Genomic DNA, 20,488 nt, shown 5'->3' on the forward strand with positions numbered 1-20,488 from the left:
GCGGCCAGCGTCCGCTCCCGGTCCAGGAAAATCCAAAGCATTGCGATGACCGATCATCTTCTTGTCCTCGAAGGCCTGGCTGCGACCTACAACCATGCGATTCGCGCGCTGTCGGACGTCTCCCTCACGATGCGCCGGGGCGAGATCGTAGCGCTGCTCGGTGCGAATGGGGCGGGCAAATCGACCACGCTAAAAGCGATTTCCAATCTGCTAAGTGCCGAGCGTGGCCAGCTCACTCGCGGCCACATTCTATTCGACGGGCGTAATACCACCGCGCTCGCGCCAGCTGAATTGGTCCGACTGGGGCTCGTCCCGGTGCTCGAAGGCCGCCACTGCTTTCGTACGCTAACGGTCGAGGAGAATCTGGTTGCCGGCGGCATTGGAGGCGGCTTATCGCGGCGCGAGGTCGCGGCAGGACTTGAGCGCGTCTACACATTGTTTCCGCGCCTGGGCGAGCGCAGGCGGTCGGCCTCGGGCCTCACCTCGGGGGGCGAGCAGCAAATGACGGCGATCGGCCGTGCCTTGATGGCGCGCCCGCGACTTCTGGTGCTCGACGAGCCGTCGATGGGATTGGCGCCCCTCGTGGTCGAAACGATCTTCAGCACCTTGAAGGGGCTCAATGGCGAAGAGGGGCTATCCATCCTGGTCGCCGAACAGAACTCGGCGGTGGCGCTGCGCTACGCCGACCGCGCCGTCGTGCTCGACGGTGGATCGACGGTGCTGGCCCGAGATGCGGCCGATCTGCGCGGGCGCGCCGAGATCGCGGAACTCTACCTCGGAAGTCCCGAGGAGAGCGCAGCGCATTTTGCCGCATTGCGTGAGCCATCGTCGGCCGACTACGCGGCCTCGTGAACAGTTTCATCGGATAGACAAAGGAGAATAGCAATGAGCAAGGACAATCTCGCGAGAGTTGCGCCAGACGACCTTTATTCCCGGCTCGATGCCATCATCGAGACCACGATCAGCCAGCATGCCGAGCGCAATGATCTTGAAGGCCGGTTTCCGCGAGAAAATCTGCAGGCGCTGGCAGCGTCCGGCTGGACCGGGGTCTTCAACGAGCCGCGTTTCGGCGGGCTTGGGCTCAGCCACAGTGACTTCGCGGAAGCCGCCTACCGGATCGGCCGGCAGGACGCATCGACAGGTCTCGTTTATGTCATGCATGTCGGCGCCGCGCAAACCATCAACCTGTTTGGTAACGACGATCAGAAGGAGCGTTGGCTGAAAGCAAAGGACGGCAGCCTGCTGGGCACCTATTCGACCAGCGAGCGGGCGACCGGCGGGCACTGGTGGTATAATTTCTCCGAAGCCGCACGTGACGGCGAGGACTATGTTCTCAACGCGGAGAAGTCGTTCACCACGAGTTCGGGTCAGGCCGACTTCTACGTGGTGCAGACGCGCTCGCCAGGCGCCAAGGACCAGGCCGATATTTCCTTCTTTATCGTCGACGGCAAGGCGGCTGGAATCCTGCCCGGCCGCTGGGACGCGCTCGGCGTCAAGGCAAACCACTCCGGACCGATCCGCTATGCGGGCGTTAAGGTCCCGAGCCGCGATCGACTCGGCGCCGAAGGGCAGGGCAAGGAGATCATCTATGACGGCGTCTCGCCGGTCTACCTCATCGGTCTTGGAGCCGTATGGGAAGGCGTCGCGCGCGGCGCGCTGAATGCGGCGGTCGCACATGCCTCGAGCTTTGTGCACAAGGACAGGAACAAGAACCTGTCGGATTACCAGGCGATCCGTCAGGAGCTTGGGGCAGCCAAGGTGCTGGTGGAAAGCTTGCGTCCGTGGCGCAACGAGCTTGCCGCCAGGCTGGACGAGTTGCGGCGGGCCGGCAAGCCGCAGAGCGAGATCCTGATTCCGCTGACCGAATTCAAGGTGCACGCCGCCGAGGTCGCCAACAAGGTTGCGGCAACGGCCTTGACCGTGACCGGCGGTTACGGCTATCGGCGCGGGCCAATCGAACGCTCGTTCCGCGATGCGCGCGCGGCGATCGCGATGGGGCCGTCGAACGTGATCGCGCGGGACTGGATCGGAAAGTCGTTGGTCGGCCTGCCGCTCGAGCTGTTCTACGAGGGCGGGGAATAGGTGTCGAACTCTGTGGCTGATCGTGGTTGGGCCCGTTCCGTTGCGTGCCCGATCGCGTAAGTTTTGCGGACTTTTCGGTCTTCCGGAGCACTGCTCCAGAGCAGTCCGTCGGCATTGCAAGTGCAAGCCCCGCGATTTGCGCAAGTGCTCTTTAGCCGTCACACCGCTGCGCTAAGCTCTACAGGAGCGGACGAACCGTATACGAGCCCCGAGGTTCACGCAAACCAGGTGTCTATCCCGCTACACGCTGGCGCAATCGAGGGATTGAGGGCGTTCGAATGGTCGATTCCGAATTGACCGCCCTGTTGCGCGCGGTCCTGGGACAAGGTGTCCGAGGGGATATCGCATCATGAGACCGGCGCTCGAACTCAGACACCGGCAAACTCCGTAGAAGGCACCACCCGCGGAAAGAACGTCGGTCGATGTCTTCAGCAAATTGGTCAAGCGGCGCCGTACCTGCGGTCGCTCCCCCGCAGAACTATACTTTGGAAACTCTGCGAAAGGAGGCGGGCGGGGAAGACTTGCTACGCCTTGTCCGGTGCTTCCTACGGCTCCGACCAGCGGCCGGACGACTAATCGCTGCACGGCCGTCGAAACTCAGAGCTGAGTTTCGTGCGCTGGAGGAAAATGCCTCTATTGATTGGCATAACATCCGTGAGCGCGGGTTGCGGTCCGCCAACTAATCCCGCTTAAACGAAGTCCGAGCCGAGGCTTTGGTGAGCGCAAAGGCGACGAGGTTCGAGCAAAGCAGCGCGAGGCCAGACCGGGTGAGTGTCAGAAGGCAGTCGGAGATACGGTCGCGATTGAGCGTGATCCCGCACTGATTGTGCCGCCAGATCCGAGAGCCACAGTGCGATTTTGAGGCTAGGAAATAGTCGGCGCCCCTACCGAAAGACGGCCTGCCCTTTTATTGGCTAGCGTGTCGTGCAGCAGGACGAACGCAAGGTCCAGGCAAAGAGAAAGTCATTGGAGCAAGTGCTCTCCGCGCAATGCCGCACCTTCATTGAGCCCGATTGATCTCGTACCGTTCGGCCTTTTCATTCGGCTTGGTGCTGAGGCTGCCAGCGTGCTGGTTAGCTCAAATTTGCGATCTCTTAAAGTCATGGATCTGTACGAAACGGACAGATGTATTCTCGATTCATAACCAGTCCAGGCTTCAGCAATGAGGCCGTGCTGTGGATAGGATCTCATAGGTGTTGTAAGGTGGCAGGTACAATCAAGAGTTTATCTTTTGTCAAAGATTTGCCGCGACCCTCCAGCGCTGGCGCCAACGCCGAAGCTAGCCTTGCGGGGTCCCAGAATGATGGCATGTTTGAACTCCTATCTTTCGAAGCTGACAGCCGGAGACCTGGCGGCATTCGGCGGGCCGACCACCGATGAAGCGGTCGCAGGATACATTCGTGCCGAGCAGTTCTCCCTCGTGTTGGGCCATTCGCTGGCCATCATGCTGGCCAACGCCTGCAATGCGACCGTGCTCGCAATTGCCCTTTGGCATTCCCCCGACCGAAACGTCGCCTTTGTCTGGGCGGCGACCGTCGTCTGCGGCGCGCTATCGATAGGTGTGAGGGCGCGTTCATCACGGCGGATGACCAAGCCCCAGTTCGTGTCGCGCCAGGCCATGCACCGGCTGGTACGCAATGCGTTGCTCCTCGGAACCGCCTGGGCGATCGTTCCGGTGGCTTTCTTCGCGAACGCCTCAAACGGCGGGCAGCTCGTCATAACATGTCTGTGCTCTGGGATGCTTGCCGGCGGCGCGTTCGCCTTCGCGACGATTCCGGTGGCGGCGGTTGCGTTCACGGCTCCGATCTTTGTGGGTACGGCAATCTGCCTCGGCAGAAACGGCGATTTCGTCTATCTGCTCGTCGCCATCCTGGTTGTGGCCTATGGCTTCGTGCTCCTACACGGCGTTTTCGCGCATTCCTTCGAATTTACCAGACGCACCATTGCTCAACTGGAGGCCGAAAGGAGGGGCCGGCGGGATCCCCTGACCCAACTGCCGAACCGCTTCGCCTTCAATGAGAGCCTCGAAGGCGCCCTCAATAGGCTCTCCCGCTCGGGCGAGGAATTCGCGGTTCTTCTTCTCGACCTCGATCGCTTCAAGGAAGTGAACGACAGGTTTGGCCACCCCGCAGGCGATGAATTTCTGGTGCAGGCCGCGTCAAGACTGCAGCGATGCGTACGGCAGATCGATACCCTTGCGCGCATCGGCGGCGATGAATTTGCGCTTGTCATGACCAATCTCATCAAGCTGGAAGATGCGTTGGAAGTTGCCGAGCGATTCGTCGGCGCCTTCGCCGAACCGTTCCCGATCGAGAAATGCGAGATCGCGGGCGCGACCAGCGTCGGAATTGCAGTGGCCCCGCGCGACGGCGACGCACCTCATGAACTCCTGAGGAATGCCGATATTGCGCTCTATCGCGCCAAGCAAGCGGGGCCGGGAACGATACGCTTCTTTGAGACGAGTGATGACAAATCAGCGCGCGAGCGCAGGGCGCTGCAGCGGGATCTGGAGCTTGCGATCGACAGAGACGAGCTTTTCCTCCTCTACCAACCGGTCTTCGATATTCGCAAAAACCGGGTCACCGGCTTTGAGGCCTTGCTGCGCTGGCGGCATCCCGTCCGTGGAGTAATTTCTCCGACCGAGTTCATTCCAATCGCCGAAGAAACCGGATTGATCCACGGAATCGGCGAGTGGGTGGTCCAAAATGCGTGCTCGACGCTATCGAACTGGCCGTCGGACCTCAGGGTCGCCGTGAATTTTTCGGCAGCTCAATTCCATAACGCCAGCATCCTGCAGACAATCGTACAGGCGCTCGCCCAAGCCAGAGTTGCTCCCCACCGCCTCGAAATCGAAATAACCGAGTCGATGCTGATTTCGAAGTACGCGCCGGCGTCATCGATCCTCAACTCGCTCCTGCAATTGGGCGTGACGGTGGCGCTTGACGATTTCGGAACCGGATATTCATCTCTGACCTATTTGCTGAAATTGCCTTACACCCGCATCAAGATCGATCAGTCCTTCATACGGGATATGCTGGGGCGAGCAGAAAGCGCGGCGATCGTAAGGTCAATCATCTCACTTGCGCAGGACCTGCGGATCGGCGTGGTCGCCGAGGGCGTCGAAACCGCCGAGCAACTCGACTATTTGCGTCAGACCAATTGCGACGAAGTGCAAGGATATCTCGTCGGTCGACCGGTCGCGGCCGACCACGTTTTCGCTCTGCTCGATCAGAACAAGCAATGGTCGACCTCCGCAGCTTGAAGGACGGGGTCGCTTCGCAATGTCGACGGTGATGAAATCGAACATCCGCATTCTTTAAGGCGAACAGTCAACTGGCGTGGTGGAGTTTTTCCGACGACTGGACAATCCGCTGCATTGCCGACTGCGTCCTTGTGCAGCTTGGCGCGCGCGATACCCGATATCAACGACGCGTCGCCCGCCTTGGCGATACGCAAACCATGATCCTGTAGACCCGCGACACCCAGACGAGAACTAGCGCGACGAGGACTTAGGCGAGATCGTTGTACGGAACGCTGCCAGATTGAGCCAGAGAAGCTGACGAGCGCTGGCTCAGCGCTCACATCTCAGATGCTCGACATCCGTTTAAAGTGCTGAAATGTCGTTCGAGCTCGACGAGCGCTCGCCGCTCCCAGTCTTCAGCCTGCGTCAGCAAGGAGATGCGTTGAACCGGTCGGAATGTCGCAGCCTGACGGCACAGCGAAGCTATTGCGCGGTAGCGGCGCACGTTTTCCATAATGGCCAGCCCGGTCATGTTCGAATTACCCATACTGTCCCGGCGGGAAAGTCTGCCAGAACGATTGTCGATTGGTTAGCGACTAGCTCCGTAAGCCTGCATGGGTTAGCAAATCCCTACAGCATATCCTATCAAAGCTAGCTGGACAAAGATCGCCGTTCGCCGCAGCAAATCCGGTGAACAGTGCTCGCATCGATACGAATGCGTACCGCTTGTGTCGGAAATATTTCAAGATCGCCAATTCGTTGAGGTTTCACCGTATCGAGCGGCTGCTGCGCTTGTGTGAGCCTGTGGGTAAGGCTACCGATGTTCGTCGCTACCGAAGCGGAATGATATCGACAGTCGAGACCCGTGCCAGCGGTCCTGTTGGACCGACGGTCCACGGCCGAATGTCTGAACCAGACGTGGATCGCCGATCTCACCTATCTCTAGAGGCCGCGGTCCCTGCGCACCTGGCGCGTCAGCGCCCCCTTGATCTCTCGGGCGATCTCCTCGCGGATCAAAGCTCCGAGCTGTATCTCGGCCTCGTCGCCAGTTAGGCCTTCAGCCAGGAGCCGGTGCTGCAGGCGGTCGTGGAATTCCTCCTCCATCGCCTCAAGAAGCTGCTCCTCCATCGCTGCGTGAGCCTCGGGTTCGATGCGGCTCAGCACAGCGTTCCAGGGTTCCCAGTGGGTCGCCAGATGGTCGTCAAACTCCGTTGCCTCCTCATGCCGCACCCGCGTCTCGGCCGCAGCGAGGTCGTCCTCGGTGACAAAGGACGCTCCAAAGAAGCACATGTCGGGGGCGAGCAGCTGCAGATTCAGCCGCTCGCGCAGTTTGACCTGATAGGCGAGATAGACCTCGACCTCGTCGACAAAGCGAAGCGAAGCGATCTTCTCGCGGGCGATCCGCTCGAGTACGTCCAGCCGGAACAGGACACGAGCCTGCTCGAGGAGTTCGTCGAGCCGATCGTCATACGCCCCGTCCTCGACGTCGGCGGTCAGGCGTGCGCTCTGCATCCGGTTCCAGGTCAAAGTGATACGATCCTCGCAGCGCTCGCTCGCACCGAGGGCCATCCTGAAGTACAGCGCGCGCAATCGTGGCCTGGTCGCAGCCTGCTGCAGATCCTCAGCCACCATTGCCGAAACGCGGCGTTGCCATAGTTCACGGTAAGTCGGAGCCGGTCGAGAAAGAGGGCATATTCCTGGGCTCCTTCCTCTTCAGCGAACCCCTGCCAAATCGCCATTGCCTCCGGCTCGCCGCCAACCCAATCCGCTACCGCCACGTGCAACGGCGGCGGCTGACTTGGCCCGGCCTGTCCGCCCATCGAAAAGGAGACTCGGGGCCCGTCGTAGCCCGGCGCATTGATGTCCCTTGCAAGGTTCCTCAACACCCGCTCGGATAGCGGATTGCCGTCCAGTTCGACCCTGCACCAGGGGCCCAGCCGTGTCAGGATAGTTTCCGGTAGGCTGGTCAGTCGGTTACCTCTCACGTCGAGCAATTGAAGCTCGGCCGGCAAGATCTCGGGCAAGCGGGTCAGCCTGTTGTGCGCGGCTTCGAGCGTCCGGAGCCGGACCGGAAGGTTCTCCGGTAGGCTGGTCAGCTGATTATGGCTGACCACGAGGTTCTGCAGCTCAGCCGCGAGTGTCTCAGGCAGACAGGTTAGCCGATTGTGACTGAGGTGCAGCGTCCGGATCGGGAGGGCGTCAGGCAGGCTGGTTAGCTGGTTGCGGTCGGCGTTGACCGTCTGGAGTCCAGCAGGAAGGGCCTCGGGCAGGCTGGTCAGCTGATTACGACTGGCATCCAGCCATACAAGCCCAGCCGGAAGAGTGTCGGGAAGACCAGTCAGCCGATTGTGGTGGACATAGAGCGCCCGCAGGTTGGGTGGGAGGATTGCCGGTAGGCTGGTCAGCCGGTTGTTACCGACCACAAGACGTGCGAGTTGCGCCGGCAGCGTGTCGGGCAGGCCGGTCAGATGGTTTGCGCGCACATCGAGTTCCTGAAGTCCTGCCGGGAGTACATCGGGCGGGCTGCTCAGCGCGTTGTGATTGGCAGAGAGGCTTCGAAGCGGAGCCGGGAGGTAGGAAGGTGCGCCGACTATCTGATCGACGTTGCACCTGAGCGTCTGGAGCACTGCCGGAAGCGCGGCAGGTAGACTGGTCAGCCGGTTGTTGCCGACATTGAGATCCCGGAGTTCCTCCGGGAGCGCGGTGGGCACGGCCGTCAGCGACAGCCGTGACAGATTCAGCGCCTCATCCACATTGCCAGCCGCCCGCCAAGTCCTCGTTCGTCTCGCCGCCTCTTGTCGGTCCTCGGTCTCGCTTTGCCCATCCGCGCTAGCCCAGGCGTCCAGCATTTCGTCCAGTGATGATTCACTGGCCGGCGAGGCATCGAGGCTCGCGCGCGCCCCGGTCAATGCTTCGATCCTGGGCCGGTTGAGAGCTTCCCAGCGTCTGGTTCGAAAGCGCCGGAACTAATCCCTGCGATCCGCTGGGCTCGTGCTGCGTTCATCAACCATCTCTCTGCGAAAGCCAAACTCAGAAGAAGTACGGCGGAACGACGTTCGTCGAACCCGGTCATGCGCGTTGATGAATGATGAAGCATTCGAAATCAAGGCTCCGGTTGCGATCGAACATGCTGCCTGATGGCCCTCAGAACGGCTACAGCCAGACGCGGCATGTCCGCACCAAGTCCGGGTCCTCAAATTGACAAGTTCTCACATCGGTCCCGGCTGTTTGGTTGCATACGTCCTGGGAAGCTCTCGCTCACTCCCACATAAAGCTGTGGTCTCAAAGCGACCCTAGCTGTTCGGTTGCCGACATCGGAGTTTCGAAGGGGGGACATCAAACGGGATCATCAGAGTGACCTCATTGTCCGGACGTGACTTTCTCATTTGGCACGCCCCCTGCAGGGTTAATCGCAAATGCTCTCCACCATGACTGAGGAGAAAGCATCAGATGACAGGCTCGCCGAACACTGGTGCCGGCCCCGGAGAGGGCGCGTCCCGAGGCGATCGAACACCTTACGTTTGTCGCATCCCGCCGTTTTCGTTCCACATCTTGATTTGTGGTTCTGACAGGCTGAATGCGCACCGTATGAGCGATGATTCGCCGGAAGGATTGAGTGCCGGCGGAGCACCTCACCACCACTTGGGCTCATGCATCTGGCGTGCCGACCCGTCGGCCATCGCCGCTCAATGCTTCGTCCCCTAGATAGAGAGCGAAAGAGCATGCTGATTAACCAGGATGAACTCGCCAACCTCACTGAAAGATTCGCGTGGGGCCATGCAGTGATTTCGTACATTCTATCGAAGTTCGAAGATGAGGCCGGGAGTCGCACCGGTTTTCCCTGCTTCTTCGGGCAAAACGCGGTCAGGCGAGGCAATCTACGCTTCCTTCTCGTCCCATATGACCCCGAAAACTCACGATATGAGCTGGACCATCTTGCTTGTGGCTTACGCAGTTACATTGAGCAGATCGATATCGACGCGCTCGATATCAGTCGCCACCGTCCACTACTTGTGCTCTTTGAGCCGGTCGCAACACTTGCGACCAGGGATCAGTTCAAGCAGATTTTCATCGAAGCGATGCAATATCTGATCGATCAAGATCAGCGACCCTGGCCTTCGCATGTTTCTAAGGATCCCACGCACCCCACGTGGACGATGTGCTTCCACGGCTGTGAGCTCTTCGTGAATGTAAGCCATCCAGCGCACGTTCTCCGCAGGAGCAGAAACATGGGAGCTGGGCTCGCCTTCGTCATCAATCCTCGCAAGATCTTTGACATCGCAGCTCCCGCCGATCGGCGCGGCAGAGCCGTCACGGCGAAGATCAGACGCAATATTGATCTCTACGATGACGTCGCACATAGCCCGTTGCTCGGGTCATACCTTCTTGGTGAAGCCCAGTGGCCACAATACATGATCGCCGACAACAACGAAGATGTCCCGCTACAATGTCCTCTGCGCTTCAACTGAATGACGGCAAGGTTCGGTTTTTTCTCCGTCAAGATCCTGAGTGCCGCCCATTGGTCTCAGGCGTTAGACGAGCAATACCTCCGCTTTCCTGCCGGCAATGACACAGGCAGGAGCAAGAGGTTGCAAATGTGAGGTTCGCGGCGATCGCGATCTACGGCGAACGCCGCTCTCGTTCCGAGGATCGACGTGAAAGAGGAACTCCAGAGCGAACTCAAGGGACACCTGGGATTGATCTCAGGTCTTTTGCTCATCGTGACGGTGATCCTTGGATCCGGCATTCTTGTGATTCCGGGGCTTGTATTCGAAAAGCTCGGCAAAGATGGCATCTACGCTTGGTTAGCCTGTTCGCTCCTCTCTGCTCCGATCCTGGTAACAATGGTTTTTCTGGGTAGTGCATATCCGAGCACTGGCGGGGTGGCGTATTATGCCAAACTTGCATTCGGTCAGTACCTGGAGTTGCTGGTATCGCTGCTCTTTCTTGGCGCGACGGTATTGGGTTTGCCGTCCATCGCGATTGTGGGGGCGACTTACCTACAAAAACTGACCGGCTCCCGAGTGGATGTTCATCTCCTTGCTACGCTATTCATTTTGCTTGCTGCCTGCTTTGCTCTGTCGAGTAACGCGACACTCGCGAGTTGGGTAAGGCTCGCGGGTGGCTCGTCATTATCTCTCTTGGTGGGCGTGCTTGTTGTCTTGCTCATGCTGGCGGTGCGGGCCAACGGTGTCCGATTCAACGGCCCGGCAGATCTTTCGTCGATCGCAGGGCAGATTCCACTGATCTTCTTCTCTTTCGCCGGCTGGGAGATCGCGTCCCACTTGTCCGCCGACTTTCGCAATCCTAAGACGACTTTTGGCCCAGCCATGCTTCTTGCGTTCATTCTGGTCTGCTGCCTATACATCACCAGCGCAGCGCTCGTGCATGTCTCCGATATCAAATCAAACTTTGATACGCCGGTATTTCAGGCTGCATTGCAAGTCGCACCAACTGCGCCAGGCTGGCTGCTTCCACTGCTTGGGACAGCGCTGATCGCAGCCAATCTCTTCGGATCGGTTGTGGCGGTCTCGCGGCTTGTTCTTTACCTGTCCGGGCAACGCGTTCTTCCCGCCTGCCTCGGTTACTTGCGCAATGGCACTCCCCGTAACAGCGTATATTGTGTGGCTGCGTGTCTGATCGCAGTCGTGATCGCCGATCAGATTCGGTTGCTAAATATCGAAATGATGTTCTGCTTGGCCGGAATGAACTTTCTTGCCATTTACGTCATTTCGGCAATGGCGCTGGCTAGACTGCGGCGAGGACCAGTTTCGTGGCTCCTCGCCGGCTTGGTTGTGATTCCCGCCGCGCCGATCATGCTTAGCACCAAGTCATCGCTCATCTATATCGGCTCTACTGCCTTCATTGCGTATTTTTCGAACCGCAACAATCGAGCGAGATTGTTATGAATCAAAGCTATATCAATGAGGAGTTCAAGGCCGTCTCTATGAGAGAGGGCCTGCTACCTGTGAAAGTCACGCCGTTCTATGAAAAGAAGATCAAGGAAGAGGTTGCGGCGCTAGGCAACCATCTGGGGCCACTTCACCGGGTGTCCTTCCCAACGCAGGACAGAATCTCATTGAGGGCGCCCAACGAGGTAAAGGATTTCGTCAACGACAGATCAAATGCTTGCGGGCTCGCCAACAAAACCTCGATAGTGCGAAAATACCCAGACCGCGCACTCTTCTTGAGCACCTCGAAGTGCTTTGGAAACTGTCAGTATTGTTTCCGCATGGACGTGCTGAGCGAGAACACGTTTATTGACGAGCCAAATGATCAAGATGCGGATCTAAGCCTGTTGATTGAATACCTTCGCCGCCAACCGGAAGTCACTGAGGTGATTCTGTCAGGGGGAGATCCCTTGATGCTGCCAGCATCGCGGCTGGAGGCAATCATCGAAGGAATTCGATTGGTTCCATCGGTCAAGTCGATCCGAATTCATACAAGAGCGATCGTATATGAACCCAAGGCGTTCACTGCAGAGAAGATTGATATTCTGGCGAGACACGGCCTTCGCACCACCTTCCACATCGTGCATCCATACGAAATTTGCGAAGAGGTCTCTGAAAAGATCGCAGATCTTCGAGCGCACAAGATTAGGCTCTACAATCAGTTTCCATTGCTGCGAAATACCAACGATCATCAATTAGTACTTCATCGTCTACTGGAAAGGCTCGACGGGATGGGCGTGCGCAATCTGTCGATCTTCATTCCGGATCCGATCAACTTCTCCGCGGCTTTCCGCGTGCGTTTGGGGCGCGTCTGGCACATTGCTGATCAGCTCAACTTGTTCTCGCCATCATGGATCAACTCGACGCGGTTCGTGCTCGACACCAATCGCGGAAAGGTGAGGCGAGAACATTATGCCGAAACGAACAGCGAGACCGATCTCGCCATCTTCGTACGCGACGGAAATTCAATTCCCTTCCCAGATTTCCCCGAGCATCTCGATATCCCGGGAGACCTCGAAGTCATGCTGTGGAGGGAATATGGGAGAACGAAAGTGTGAATGGCATCTGCTACGTTCAATTGCCGCATCGGAAGAACGTTGAGGGCGCAGCTTGGTGGGTTGCAGGTTCAGGCCGTCCCTTTCCCTGCCACGGAGATAGTGCCGCTGTTTGCCAGCCTGGGGGCTGTTACCCTTCAACGCGTCCGTCAAGTTGACTGAAAACCCTGCTCGCTATCGCAAGCGGTTCGTTGCAGAGTTCTCTTGTACGACCGTGGCCCTCGCGCCAACGTAATCGCATTGCGGGACGCGTAGGCGACCTCAGCGGTACCACGAATGCGCTGAGGCCAGATGGATGCAAGGGTGGTCGAGGGCCGGACGCGGCAAATCAGCCCGGCCTATCCTGATCATGCCCTATTCAATTCGCAGATCTTCGGCGGAGACCTTACCCGAACGGCCGCTCTTTGGTTCATAGCTAATGCGAGCGCCCTCCGCGAGGTTGTCATGGCCGGCTTTCTCGACGGCACTAATGTGCACGAAGACGTCCAGTCCCCCATCATCGGGTTTGATAAAGCCATATCCCTTGGTCGGATTGAACCACTTCACGGTACCCATCGCCACTGCAGTATCTCCAGTTTGAAGCCAGCCTATCTAACCGAGGTGCGAGGCCGATATCAAGACGAGTGCTGGGAGGCTCTTCGTTTCTGTCGTCCCGGACCTGATCCGAGTAGGGCGTCGAGAGGATCGGGCATAGCGGCTCGGTTCACTTCGCTTCAGCTTGCAGCGTTGAGGCATCGATCATCGGCCGCTCGCGGATCGCGACTATGTCAGCACTGTATGTTTTCGTCGAACCTGCACTCATCGCGATGTGGACGGCCGCGAATGAGTTCCGAAAGTGCGCCGCGCATCCAACATGCGCCGATCTTGTCTTCCTGAGGTGCGTTGCGGCGCTGTCATTGCAGTGTACGTTTCGTACCCTGGACTGTTCCTTGCAGGAAGCTGATCTTTGATGGTCCGGATCTTTCCGATCAGCTCATTGGCGTGTGCGGTTGGCGGCGTGGTGGTTGACGACCCGGTCAAAATGCAGCCGGGATGAGTGGGGGGTCTTGGTCATCGACGGCGCGCCCACATGCCCACAGCAACCGAAGCAGAAGAGGGCAAGTCGCGAGTCCAGGTTGATATCGCCAATGACAGAGGACCTACCGGCCAGAATGCCTCGCGCCCGGAGAGCTCAATTCGAAAGGTCGGCGATTTCATCCGATTCTGCGCACTCAGGCAGTCCATCGGCAGTGCGCAGCAGTTTTCGGCATTTTTCGATGAAGCTGGATCGATCGCTATTGTGATCTGGATTCCTTACACTCGTCAGCTTTTCGACAGCTAACTCCTATAGAGGCCGTGTCTCGCTCTCGCCTCGAGCCGCTGCCGCCTGCGTCCCGCAAAAGTGGAGCATAAGTCTGCGAACGCACGGGACCTTTACCGAAGAAAGGAATGCATGATGGATCCGGTCGACCCATTCGATGCAGGAGCTTGGGTGCGGCAATACGCCGCCACGCTGCAAAGGCAGCGGGCGGGACGACAGCCGGACAGCCGGCAAACCGGTTTTGAGCAGCCGATCGAGAGGCTGCAACTCAATTCACCCGATGCGAGTTCCGCAAGCTCGAATTCACCCGACGGGAGTCCTGAGGCGCGGACCGGGCATATCCGGCTCGCCGAACTCGGCGGTTTGATGCGGTTGCCGTCATATTCGCGGTCGAGGGACAATTCGTTCAGTGGCGCGCGCCGCAGCGTGGATATCCCCCGTGAGCGCCACGGAGGTCCGACCCGGCTATCGCCGCGGTCCAATTTGCAGGAAGATCTTTTCAGCCGCGCGCGCTACGTCTTTCCAGAGGTACAGTCAGCGATCGAACCCAAGAACAGCAAACGACGTGGACTGTGGTCGCGCATCAAGTCAGGAGTTGCAAAAGCGTTCGGGGGAAGCGGAAGCGAAAAGTCGTCCGGCTCTGAGACGCATCAAGAGTTCACTCCGATCACGTTTCGCGCGGACCCCGCCAAGCAGCCGACGCGAACGCAAGGGGGCCGCGAGGAGGACGAGCCGATCATTCAGGAGTTCGCGGCGAGCGCCACTGGCAACTTGAGCGATGGCACCCTGAGAAATGCGGTGGGCAATCTGCGCGCTTTAAGCGCTCTGTTGCGCGAGAACGGGAGGCCGTCAATTGCAGCTCGAATTGACAACCCGGCGTTGTCACCTGGGCTGGATGTCGATGCAGAAACCTATGCGCCGATAAAAAAACTCGGCACACGCATGAAGGCGGCGTTGAACAAGCTCCGGGAGGCCCGCGCCGGAAGGGCGCTGTCAGCCGATATCCGCCGCCTGAATCCTTATCCCATAGACGCTACTCTCGTCGACATGTGGGCTGCGGCAGAAAAGGCGACACACAGGATCGATCCGAGGAATGTCGACAGGCAGGCTCGGCGCCTTTCCAGGCTGAGCGATTGGCTGCAAACCCAAAACAGAGGGGCCATGGCTGGTCGTCTCTCCACAAATGGGTTTGCCAGTGACGTTGAGGGGTACAAGCGTGAAACCCAGGAGACAAAACTCGACCCTGATTTGCGGAGGCTTGGCCAATACCAACAAGTCCTCGATGTGAACCGAGGATTAGGGGTGCCTTCTCCCGAAGCGCATTCAGGTGGTCGGGCAGGCATGCAAGAGTGCGGAGCACCGCACGCGCTACCCGCAACATCTGCCACCACAAGTGAGGAAGCCTGGGATTTGTTGAGGGAGCCGATCCCAGGGCCTTCTCGATCATCGAGCGTACCTTACGACGGGACGCAGCCGACATTGTTGAGGGAGCCGAGCCGAGAAGCTGCACTCCCATCATCCACGCCGTACGGTGGTCCGCAGTGCAGTTCGTTGAACGACCTTCCAGCGATGCCGGCTACATCGAGCGAGGGAGCTTGGGATTTGTTGAGGAGAACAGTGGGAGGACCCGCTTCATCATCATCTGCACGGCATCCATCGTCAGACGTCTACGGCGATCTTGAGTTGCTGGTTAATCTGAATCCACCCACGCCTGATGAATTGCACGACGACAGTCAATCGATGCTGGACTATGGCATTGCCGGACCACCGCCGTTCGTTGGTCCATCAGGGGTTTCTGAAGAGCTGCGGGATATCGGAACTATCGTTGGGGAGGGCTGGGAGCACGGCTCCCGACCAGCCTCAGACGTCCTGATTGACGTGCTGGGTAATATCAATCTGCTGCCAAACCAGTTCGGACCCAGCCAGTTTACGATCAACGGTGAGCGCTACTCGGCCACGCTCGGAACGGGAGGACGCGGAGACGTTCGTCTTATCCATCATCCTCACGCCAGGCCGAGGAATGAAGCAGCCGGGCCCTCGCAGCGACCTCATCATCCGCCGCAGACGAGTGACGCTGGGGCATCACACGAAGGCGCAGTCGATCTTGGGTATCTCATCCGGGGAGGGTAGGAGCACCGCGAACGCTTGCTGCCATCTAACCTTGTCCGCGCATTGGAGGGCCAGCGCATGATGCCGGACGCCGAGAACCCGACGTATTTCAACATCCGCGATGTGCGTTACAGGGGCGAATTGGACGAGACGGGTGGCCGGCAACGCGTTCGCATCTACCCAGAAGGTCGCTGAAGATCGCACATACGCAATCTTCAAACGCTCCGCTCGATTTGAACGGAAGACGGAACTTGTTCCGGCGAAGGGATGGTGGAGTTGCTCGCGCACGCACCGGTGCGGCGTGACCGTCGACAGCTCTACGGAGGTTGGCGCGAAGTGACGGAGGTCGTGTTGTACATGGAGCACGAGCCGACCCGTGGCCGGCAGACGCATCTTGCACATGCGAAATAGGTGGGGCGTTACGGATATAGACTGTTGCTGCAGCGCGGCTGGCCCGTGCCAATAAGCACATCGTCCGCGTCACACTGTACGGATCGTACTATCGAGTCCCATGACGTACAGGCCTGTTAACGCAACTGGCAGATCAGGTGGGTGGAGTGTCCAGTTTTTCTGCCTCAAGACTATTGCTCGCCGAAAAAACTGATCCTATTTCAATCGCGCCTGCGCTAGCACTCGCAGGTGTCGATTGCTAGCAATCGAAGAATCGTCAACTTGTGCAAATCCTCAGGAGGGCTTCATGAATTTCCGTCCGCTTCACGACCGCGTCGTGGTCAAGCGTATCGACGCCGACGAGAAGACCGCTGGCGGCATCATCATTCCGGACACAGCCAAGGAAAAGCCCTCGCAGGGCGAAATCATCGCCGTGGGCCCGGGTGGCCGCGACGAAACTGGCAAGCTGATCCCGATCGACGTCAAGGTCGGCGACCGCGTCCTGTTCGGAAAATGGTCGGGAACCGAGGTCAAAATCGATGGCCATGAGCTGTTGATCATGAAGGAGAGCGACATCATGGGCGTTCTCACCGACGTGTCTTCCAGCAAGAAGGCTGCCTAATCCATTCGCTCGCACCGCTCGCCTTGAGGAGCGCCTGCCGGGCGCCCCGCCAAGGTGAGAAAGACATCACTCAGGGAACTCATCATGTCAGCCAAAGAAGTCAAATTCTCCGTCGAGGCGCGCGACCGTATGCTGCGCGGCGTCGACATCCTCGCCAACGCGGTGAAGGTCACGCTCGGTCCGAAGGGCCGCAACGTGGTGCTCGAGAAGTCGTTCGGCGCTCCCCGCATCACCAAGGACGGCGTCACCGTCGCCAAGGAGATCGAGCTCGAGGACAAGTTCGAGAACATGGGCGCCCAGATGGTGCGCGAAGTCGCCTCCAAGTCCGCTGACGCGGCCGGCGACGGCACCACCACGGCGACCGTGCTGGCGGCTGCGATCGTCCGCGAGGGCGCCAAGTCGGTCGCCGCCGGCATGAACCCGATGGATCTGAAGCGCGGTATCGACATCGCGGTCGAAGCCGTCGTGGCCGACCTCCAGAAGAACTCGAAGAAGGTCACCTCGAACGAGGAGATCGCCCAGGTCGGTACCATCTCCGCCAACGGCGATGCCGAAATCGGCAAGTTCCTCGCCGACGCCATGAAGAAGGTCGGCAACGAGGGCGTGATCACGGTCGAGGAAGCCAAGTCGCTCGAGACCGAACTCGACGTCGTCGAGGGCATGCAGTTCGACCGCGGCTACATCTCGCCCTACTTCGTCACCAACGCCGACAAGATGCGCGTTGAGATGGACGATGCCTACATCCTGATCAACGAGAAGAAGCTCTCCTCGCTGAACGAGTTGCTGCCGCTGCTCGAGGCCGTGGTGCAGACCGGCAAGCCGCTGGTCATCGTCGCTGAAGACGTCGAAGGCGAAGCCCTCGCCACCCTCGTCGTCAACCGCCTGCGTGGCGGCCTGAAGGTCGCGGCCGTCAAGGCTCCGGGCTTCGGCGATCGCCGCAAGGCCATGCTGCAGGACATCGCGATCCTGACCGGCGGCCAGGCCATCTCGGAAGACCTCGGCATCAAGCTCGAGAACGTCACGCTGCAGATGCTCGGTCGCGCCAAGAAGGTGATGATCGACAAGGAGAACACCACGATCGTCAACGGCGCCGGCAAGAAGGCCGACATCGACGCTCGCGTTGCCCAGATCAAGGCGCAGATCGAGGAGACCACCTCGGACTACGACCGTGAGAAGCTGCAGGAGCGTCTCGCCAAGCTCGCAGGCGGCGTCGCGGTGATCCGCGTCGGCGGCGCGACCGAGGTCGAGGTGAAGGAGCGCAAGGATCGCGTTGATGACGCGATGCATGCGACCCGCGCGGCTGTCGAGGAAGGCATCCTACCGGGTGGCGGCGTCGCTCTGCTGCGTGCCACCGAAGCGCTCAAGGGCCTGCGCACCAAGAACGACGACCAGAAGACCGGCGTCGAGATCGTGCGCAAGGCATTGTCCTGGCCGGCGCGTCAGATTGCGATCAACGCCGGTGAAGACGGCTCGGTCGTGGTCGGCAAAGTCCTGGAGAAGACTCAGTACTCATACGGCTTCGATGCACAGACGGGGGAGTATAGCAACCTGGTCTCCAAGGGTATCATCGATCCGACCAAGGTCGTGCGAACCGCAGTCCAGAACGCCGCCTCCGTGGCGGCGCTCCTGATCACCACCGAGGCCATGGTTGCCGAGTTGCCGAAGAAGGCGGCTGCAGGGCCCGCGATGCCTCCGGGAGGCGGCATGGGCGGCATGGGGGGGATGGACTTCTAATCCAGCTGCGTCACGCCAAACCACGAAATGCGAAAACCCCAGCAGCAACGCTGGGGTTTTCTACTTGGGGTGCGGACTCACAACGCGTCGCCTTGGTCCTGTTAGGCCATTCTGCATGTTGGTAGCCCCTGGCGGTTTGGGGGCTGGAAAGGGCGCTGGCGAAAGCCTGGATCGGCGGGCTGCGGCTGCAATTGGTTGATCGGGCCTTTTGCTGATGATCTTTTGAAATAGGCGATCCTGTTTACCGAAGCGTCCGTCCGCCTTGGTGTCCGACGTCAACGGTTGGGACAAAGTCACGGTCATGCCGGCCTCGTGGCAGGCGAGGATCTCCGCGCCGGTAACCGCGACTGGCCACGGCTCAAGCGTGTTGGTCTGGAACCCGGTCTTCGCCTGCTTGGCCATATTGGCGAGTCTTCTGGGGGTGCATCAAAGTGGTGCTGCACGGCCCCGAGCAGTTATATACATTATGAATGTTAAAATTCTCGTTTATTGCGAATTACAGCGTATTAAGTGTTGCCTAACTGGCTTAGTCCTGTGTACTATATATGTAATAATTCACGATTTTTGCGAAAATCAACGTATGAACAATTCAATCCAGTCACGGCTGCCCCGTGGCCGTGCCCAGCTTCGGCAGGTTCTCGCCGACTCGGGTGACGTGATCCACATTGCCGATGTGACAAAGGCGCTCTCTGTTTCGCGAACTGAAGCTGCCAAGCGCCTCGCTCGATGGCGCGAGCAAGGATGGCTGCGCCGGGTAGGGTCTGGTGCCTATGTTCCGGCGTCGATCGACACACTCGGCTCGGAACGAGTTCTCGACGATGCCTGGGTGCTCGTGCCGGCGCTTTTCGCACCCGGCTACATCGCCGGCCGTACGGCTGCCGAGCATTGGGACCTGACGGAGCAGATTTTCAAAGACATCGTGGTCGTCACCGGGCAAGCCATCCGCGAGAGGCATCAGAAGCGCCAGGGGTTCGACTTCACGCTGAAGCATCTGAAGCCGGAGAAAATCTTCGGCACCAAGCCCATTTGGCGCCACAACACCAAGGTGCCGGTCTCCGATGTCCACCGCACGATCATCGACATGCTCGATGACCCTGCGCTCGGCGGGGGTGTTCAGCATGTGTCGGATTGCCTGGGTGCATATTTCAAACGGCCCGACCGCAGCGATCAAAAGCTGATCGAATACGCCGATCAGCTTGGCAATGGCGCCGTGTTCAAGCGCCTTGGATTCTTTGCGGAAAGACGCGCTGACGGCGCCACGCTGGTTGAACTCTGCCGCGTCCGCCTCACGGCAGGCAATGCCAAGCTCGATCCTGCTTTGGATTGCAAGCGACTCATATCAAGATGGCGGCTCCTCATTCCGCCATCCTGGACATCCGGAGAACCTGGTTGATCGACAAGCGCGAGATTCTCGACCTTGCCGCGCAGACATCGCTCAACCCGCATGTCATCGAGAAGGACTACGTCCTCGGCTGGATGCTCGCTGGCATCTATGCTCATGAGGAACTTGCCGACAACTGGATATTTAAGGGCGGGACCTGTCTCAAGAAATGCTTCTTCGAGACCTATCGGTTCTCCGAAGACCTCGGTGCGCCGCGACGGCGCGGGAGGACGATCATGAGTTAGATGGTCCTCTCTCAACCTGCTGATTTTCGACCGGCGGCTGCAATGCCGCCCGTCTACCGAGAGCAGTAGACAGAAGGGGGTTGCAAAGCTCGACCGGGTGTCGCCGGTGGGGTGTCATAAGCAGAGCAACCTTAACTGTACCGAATGCGCCCATCGAGCGTAGGTCGGGCTACCGCAGTGTCCATGGCGAGATAACGAAGTGAGTGCTGGAAACCTCTTTATCTGAGAATGCCTCCACGTCGTGCGATGGCACGGGAGGCAAGCAATGCGAACAGAACCGGCCTGGCTCGATGTTCCTCGCTGGTGGGTGTGTCTCAACGCATCCGAGATGGGAGCGGCTCTCCTTAGCCCATCTTCAGTGTCGCAAGGGGTATAGCT

Annotated in this window: 16 protein-coding genes; 12 read left to right on the forward strand and 4 right to left on the reverse strand. The window is 59.2% G+C overall.

The genetic code is table 11. From position 1 onward, the window contains the following. Positions 1 to 45: 45 nt before the first annotated feature. The 3 genes from BI327_RS35165 to BI327_RS35175 all read left to right on the forward strand — a co-directional run bounded on the left by BI327_RS35165 (position 46) and on the right by BI327_RS35175 (position 5,344). On the forward strand, positions 46 to 852 hold the full coding sequence (locus BI327_RS35165) for an ABC transporter ATP-binding protein (protein ID WP_089025685.1): 807 nt from the start codon (positions 46 to 48) through the stop codon (positions 850 to 852). A gap of 33 nt (positions 853 to 885) precedes the next feature. Beyond that, positions 886 to 2,082 carry an acyl-CoA dehydrogenase family protein gene (locus BI327_RS35170; protein WP_076865955.1) on the forward strand — a complete coding sequence of 399 codons (1,197 nt, stop codon included), beginning with the start codon at positions 886 to 888 and terminating at the stop codon, positions 2,080 to 2,082. A gap of 1,300 nt (positions 2,083 to 3,382) precedes the next feature. Then, positions 3,383 to 5,344: a putative bifunctional diguanylate cyclase/phosphodiesterase gene (locus tag BI327_RS35175; protein ID WP_076865956.1), complete on the forward strand. Its 1,962-nt coding sequence runs from the start codon at positions 3,383 to 3,385 to the stop codon at positions 5,342 to 5,344. 316 nt (positions 5,345 to 5,660) lie between these two features. Here the strand turns inward: BI327_RS35175 and BI327_RS35180 are convergent, their stop codons facing one another. The 3 genes from BI327_RS35180 to BI327_RS42510 all read right to left on the reverse strand — a co-directional run bounded on the left by BI327_RS35180 (position 5,661) and on the right by BI327_RS42510 (position 8,232). After that, on the reverse strand, positions 5,661 to 5,855 hold the full coding sequence (locus tag BI327_RS35180) for a hypothetical protein (protein WP_076866112.1): 195 nt from the start codon (positions 5,853 to 5,855) through the stop codon (positions 5,661 to 5,663). Positions 5,856 to 6,265: 410 nt separating this feature from the next. Next, entirely contained in the window at positions 6,266 to 6,955 is a 690-nt protein-coding gene (locus tag BI327_RS42505) for an NEL-type E3 ubiquitin ligase domain-containing protein (protein WP_076865957.1), read from the reverse strand. Beyond that, positions 6,847 to 8,232, reverse strand: coding sequence for a hypothetical protein (locus tag BI327_RS42510; RefSeq protein WP_076865958.1), 1,386 nt, complete (start codon positions 8,230 to 8,232; stop codon positions 6,847 to 6,849). Before BI327_RS42510 ends, BI327_RS42505 begins: the two co-directional genes overlap by 109 nt. 813 nt (positions 8,233 to 9,045) lie before the next feature. On the opposite strand from BI327_RS42510, the gene BI327_RS35195 reads away from it, so the two are divergent. The 3 genes from BI327_RS35195 (at position 9,046) to BI327_RS35205 (ending at position 12,332) form a co-directional block, all read left to right on the forward strand. Then, positions 9,046 to 9,792, forward strand: coding sequence for a YqcI/YcgG family protein (locus BI327_RS35195; protein WP_159450513.1), 747 nt, complete (start codon positions 9,046 to 9,048; stop codon positions 9,790 to 9,792). 186 nt (positions 9,793 to 9,978) lie between these two features. Then, entirely contained in the window at positions 9,979 to 11,232 is a 1,254-nt protein-coding gene (locus BI327_RS35200; RefSeq protein WP_076865960.1) for an APC family permease, read from the forward strand. Continuing rightward, positions 11,229 to 12,332 (forward strand): radical SAM protein, encoded by a 1,104-nt coding sequence (locus tag BI327_RS35205; RefSeq protein WP_076865961.1) that lies wholly within the window; start codon positions 11,229 to 11,231, stop codon positions 12,330 to 12,332. Before BI327_RS35200 ends, BI327_RS35205 begins: the two co-directional genes overlap by 4 nt. 351 nt (positions 12,333 to 12,683) lie before the next feature. Here the strand turns inward: BI327_RS35205 and BI327_RS35210 are convergent, their stop codons facing one another. Then, on the reverse strand, positions 12,684 to 12,890 hold the full coding sequence (locus tag BI327_RS35210) for a cold-shock protein (protein WP_076865962.1): 207 nt from the start codon (positions 12,888 to 12,890) through the stop codon (positions 12,684 to 12,686). 508 nt (positions 12,891 to 13,398) lie between these two features. On the opposite strand from BI327_RS35210, the gene BI327_RS35215 reads away from it, so the two are divergent. From BI327_RS35215 to BI327_RS35240, 6 genes are all read left to right on the forward strand, one after another. Beyond that, a complete protein-coding gene (locus BI327_RS35215; RefSeq protein ID WP_076865963.1) occupies positions 13,399 to 13,650 on the forward strand; it encodes a hypothetical protein in 252 nt (83 codons plus the stop codon). Between the two features lie 111 nt (positions 13,651 to 13,761). Beyond that, positions 13,762 to 15,759, forward strand: coding sequence for a hypothetical protein (locus BI327_RS42915; RefSeq protein ID WP_245335025.1), 1,998 nt, complete (start codon positions 13,762 to 13,764; stop codon positions 15,757 to 15,759). 676 nt (positions 15,760 to 16,435) lie between these two features. Continuing rightward, entirely contained in the window at positions 16,436 to 16,750 is a 315-nt protein-coding gene (locus BI327_RS35225) for a co-chaperone GroES (protein ID WP_076865964.1), read from the forward strand. An 84-nt stretch (positions 16,751 to 16,834) separates the two neighbouring features. Next, on the forward strand, positions 16,835 to 18,484 hold the full coding sequence (groL, locus tag BI327_RS35230; RefSeq protein ID WP_076865965.1) for a chaperonin GroEL: 1,650 nt from the start codon (positions 16,835 to 16,837) through the stop codon (positions 18,482 to 18,484). 580 nt (positions 18,485 to 19,064) lie between these two features. After that, complete coding sequence (locus tag BI327_RS35235; RefSeq protein WP_076865966.1) at positions 19,065 to 19,877, forward strand: type IV toxin-antitoxin system AbiEi family antitoxin domain-containing protein; 813 nt, start codon at positions 19,065 to 19,067, stop codon at positions 19,875 to 19,877. Continuing rightward, complete coding sequence (locus tag BI327_RS35240; RefSeq protein WP_089025686.1) at positions 19,874 to 20,110, forward strand: nucleotidyl transferase AbiEii/AbiGii toxin family protein; 237 nt, start codon at positions 19,874 to 19,876, stop codon at positions 20,108 to 20,110. The genes BI327_RS35235 and BI327_RS35240 overlap by 4 nt, the downstream gene beginning before the upstream one ends. The last annotated feature ends 378 nt before the right edge of the window (positions 20,111 to 20,488 follow it).

Source organism: Bradyrhizobium mercantei (genome assembly GCF_001982635.1).
GTDB lineage: Bacteria > Pseudomonadota > Alphaproteobacteria > Rhizobiales > Xanthobacteraceae > Bradyrhizobium > Bradyrhizobium mercantei.

Bases quoted from the DNA above. Each gene is read 5' to 3' on its own strand.
- BI327_RS35165 (WP_089025685.1), top strand. From the start codon at position 46: ATGACCGATCATCTTCTTGTCCTCGAAGGCCTGGCTGCGACCTACAAC.
- BI327_RS35170 (WP_076865955.1), top strand. From the start codon at position 886: ATGAGCAAGGACAATCTCGCGAGAGTTGCGCCAGACGACCTTTATTCC.
- BI327_RS35175 (WP_076865956.1), top strand. From the start codon at position 3,383: ATGATGGCATGTTTGAACTCCTATCTTTCGAAGCTGACAGCCGGAGAC.
- BI327_RS35180 (WP_076866112.1), bottom strand. From the start codon at position 5,855: ATGACCGGGCTGGCCATTATGGAAAACGTGCGCCGCTACCGCGCAATA.
- BI327_RS42505 (WP_076865957.1), bottom strand. From the start codon at position 6,955: ATGGTGGCTGAGGATCTGCAGCAGGCTGCGACCAGGCCACGATTGCGC.
- BI327_RS35195 (WP_159450513.1), top strand. From the start codon at position 9,046: ATGCTGATTAACCAGGATGAACTCGCCAACCTCACTGAAAGATTCGCG.
- BI327_RS35205 (WP_076865961.1), top strand. From the start codon at position 11,229: ATGAATCAAAGCTATATCAATGAGGAGTTCAAGGCCGTCTCTATGAGA.
- BI327_RS35215 (WP_076865963.1), top strand. From the start codon at position 13,399: ATGCCCACAGCAACCGAAGCAGAAGAGGGCAAGTCGCGAGTCCAGGTT.
- BI327_RS42915 (WP_245335025.1), top strand. From the start codon at position 13,762: ATGATGGATCCGGTCGACCCATTCGATGCAGGAGCTTGGGTGCGGCAA.
- BI327_RS35225 (WP_076865964.1), top strand. From the start codon at position 16,436: ATGAATTTCCGTCCGCTTCACGACCGCGTCGTGGTCAAGCGTATCGAC.
- groL (WP_076865965.1), top strand. From the start codon at position 16,835: ATGTCAGCCAAAGAAGTCAAATTCTCCGTCGAGGCGCGCGACCGTATG.
- BI327_RS35235 (WP_076865966.1), top strand. From the start codon at position 19,065: ATGAACAATTCAATCCAGTCACGGCTGCCCCGTGGCCGTGCCCAGCTT.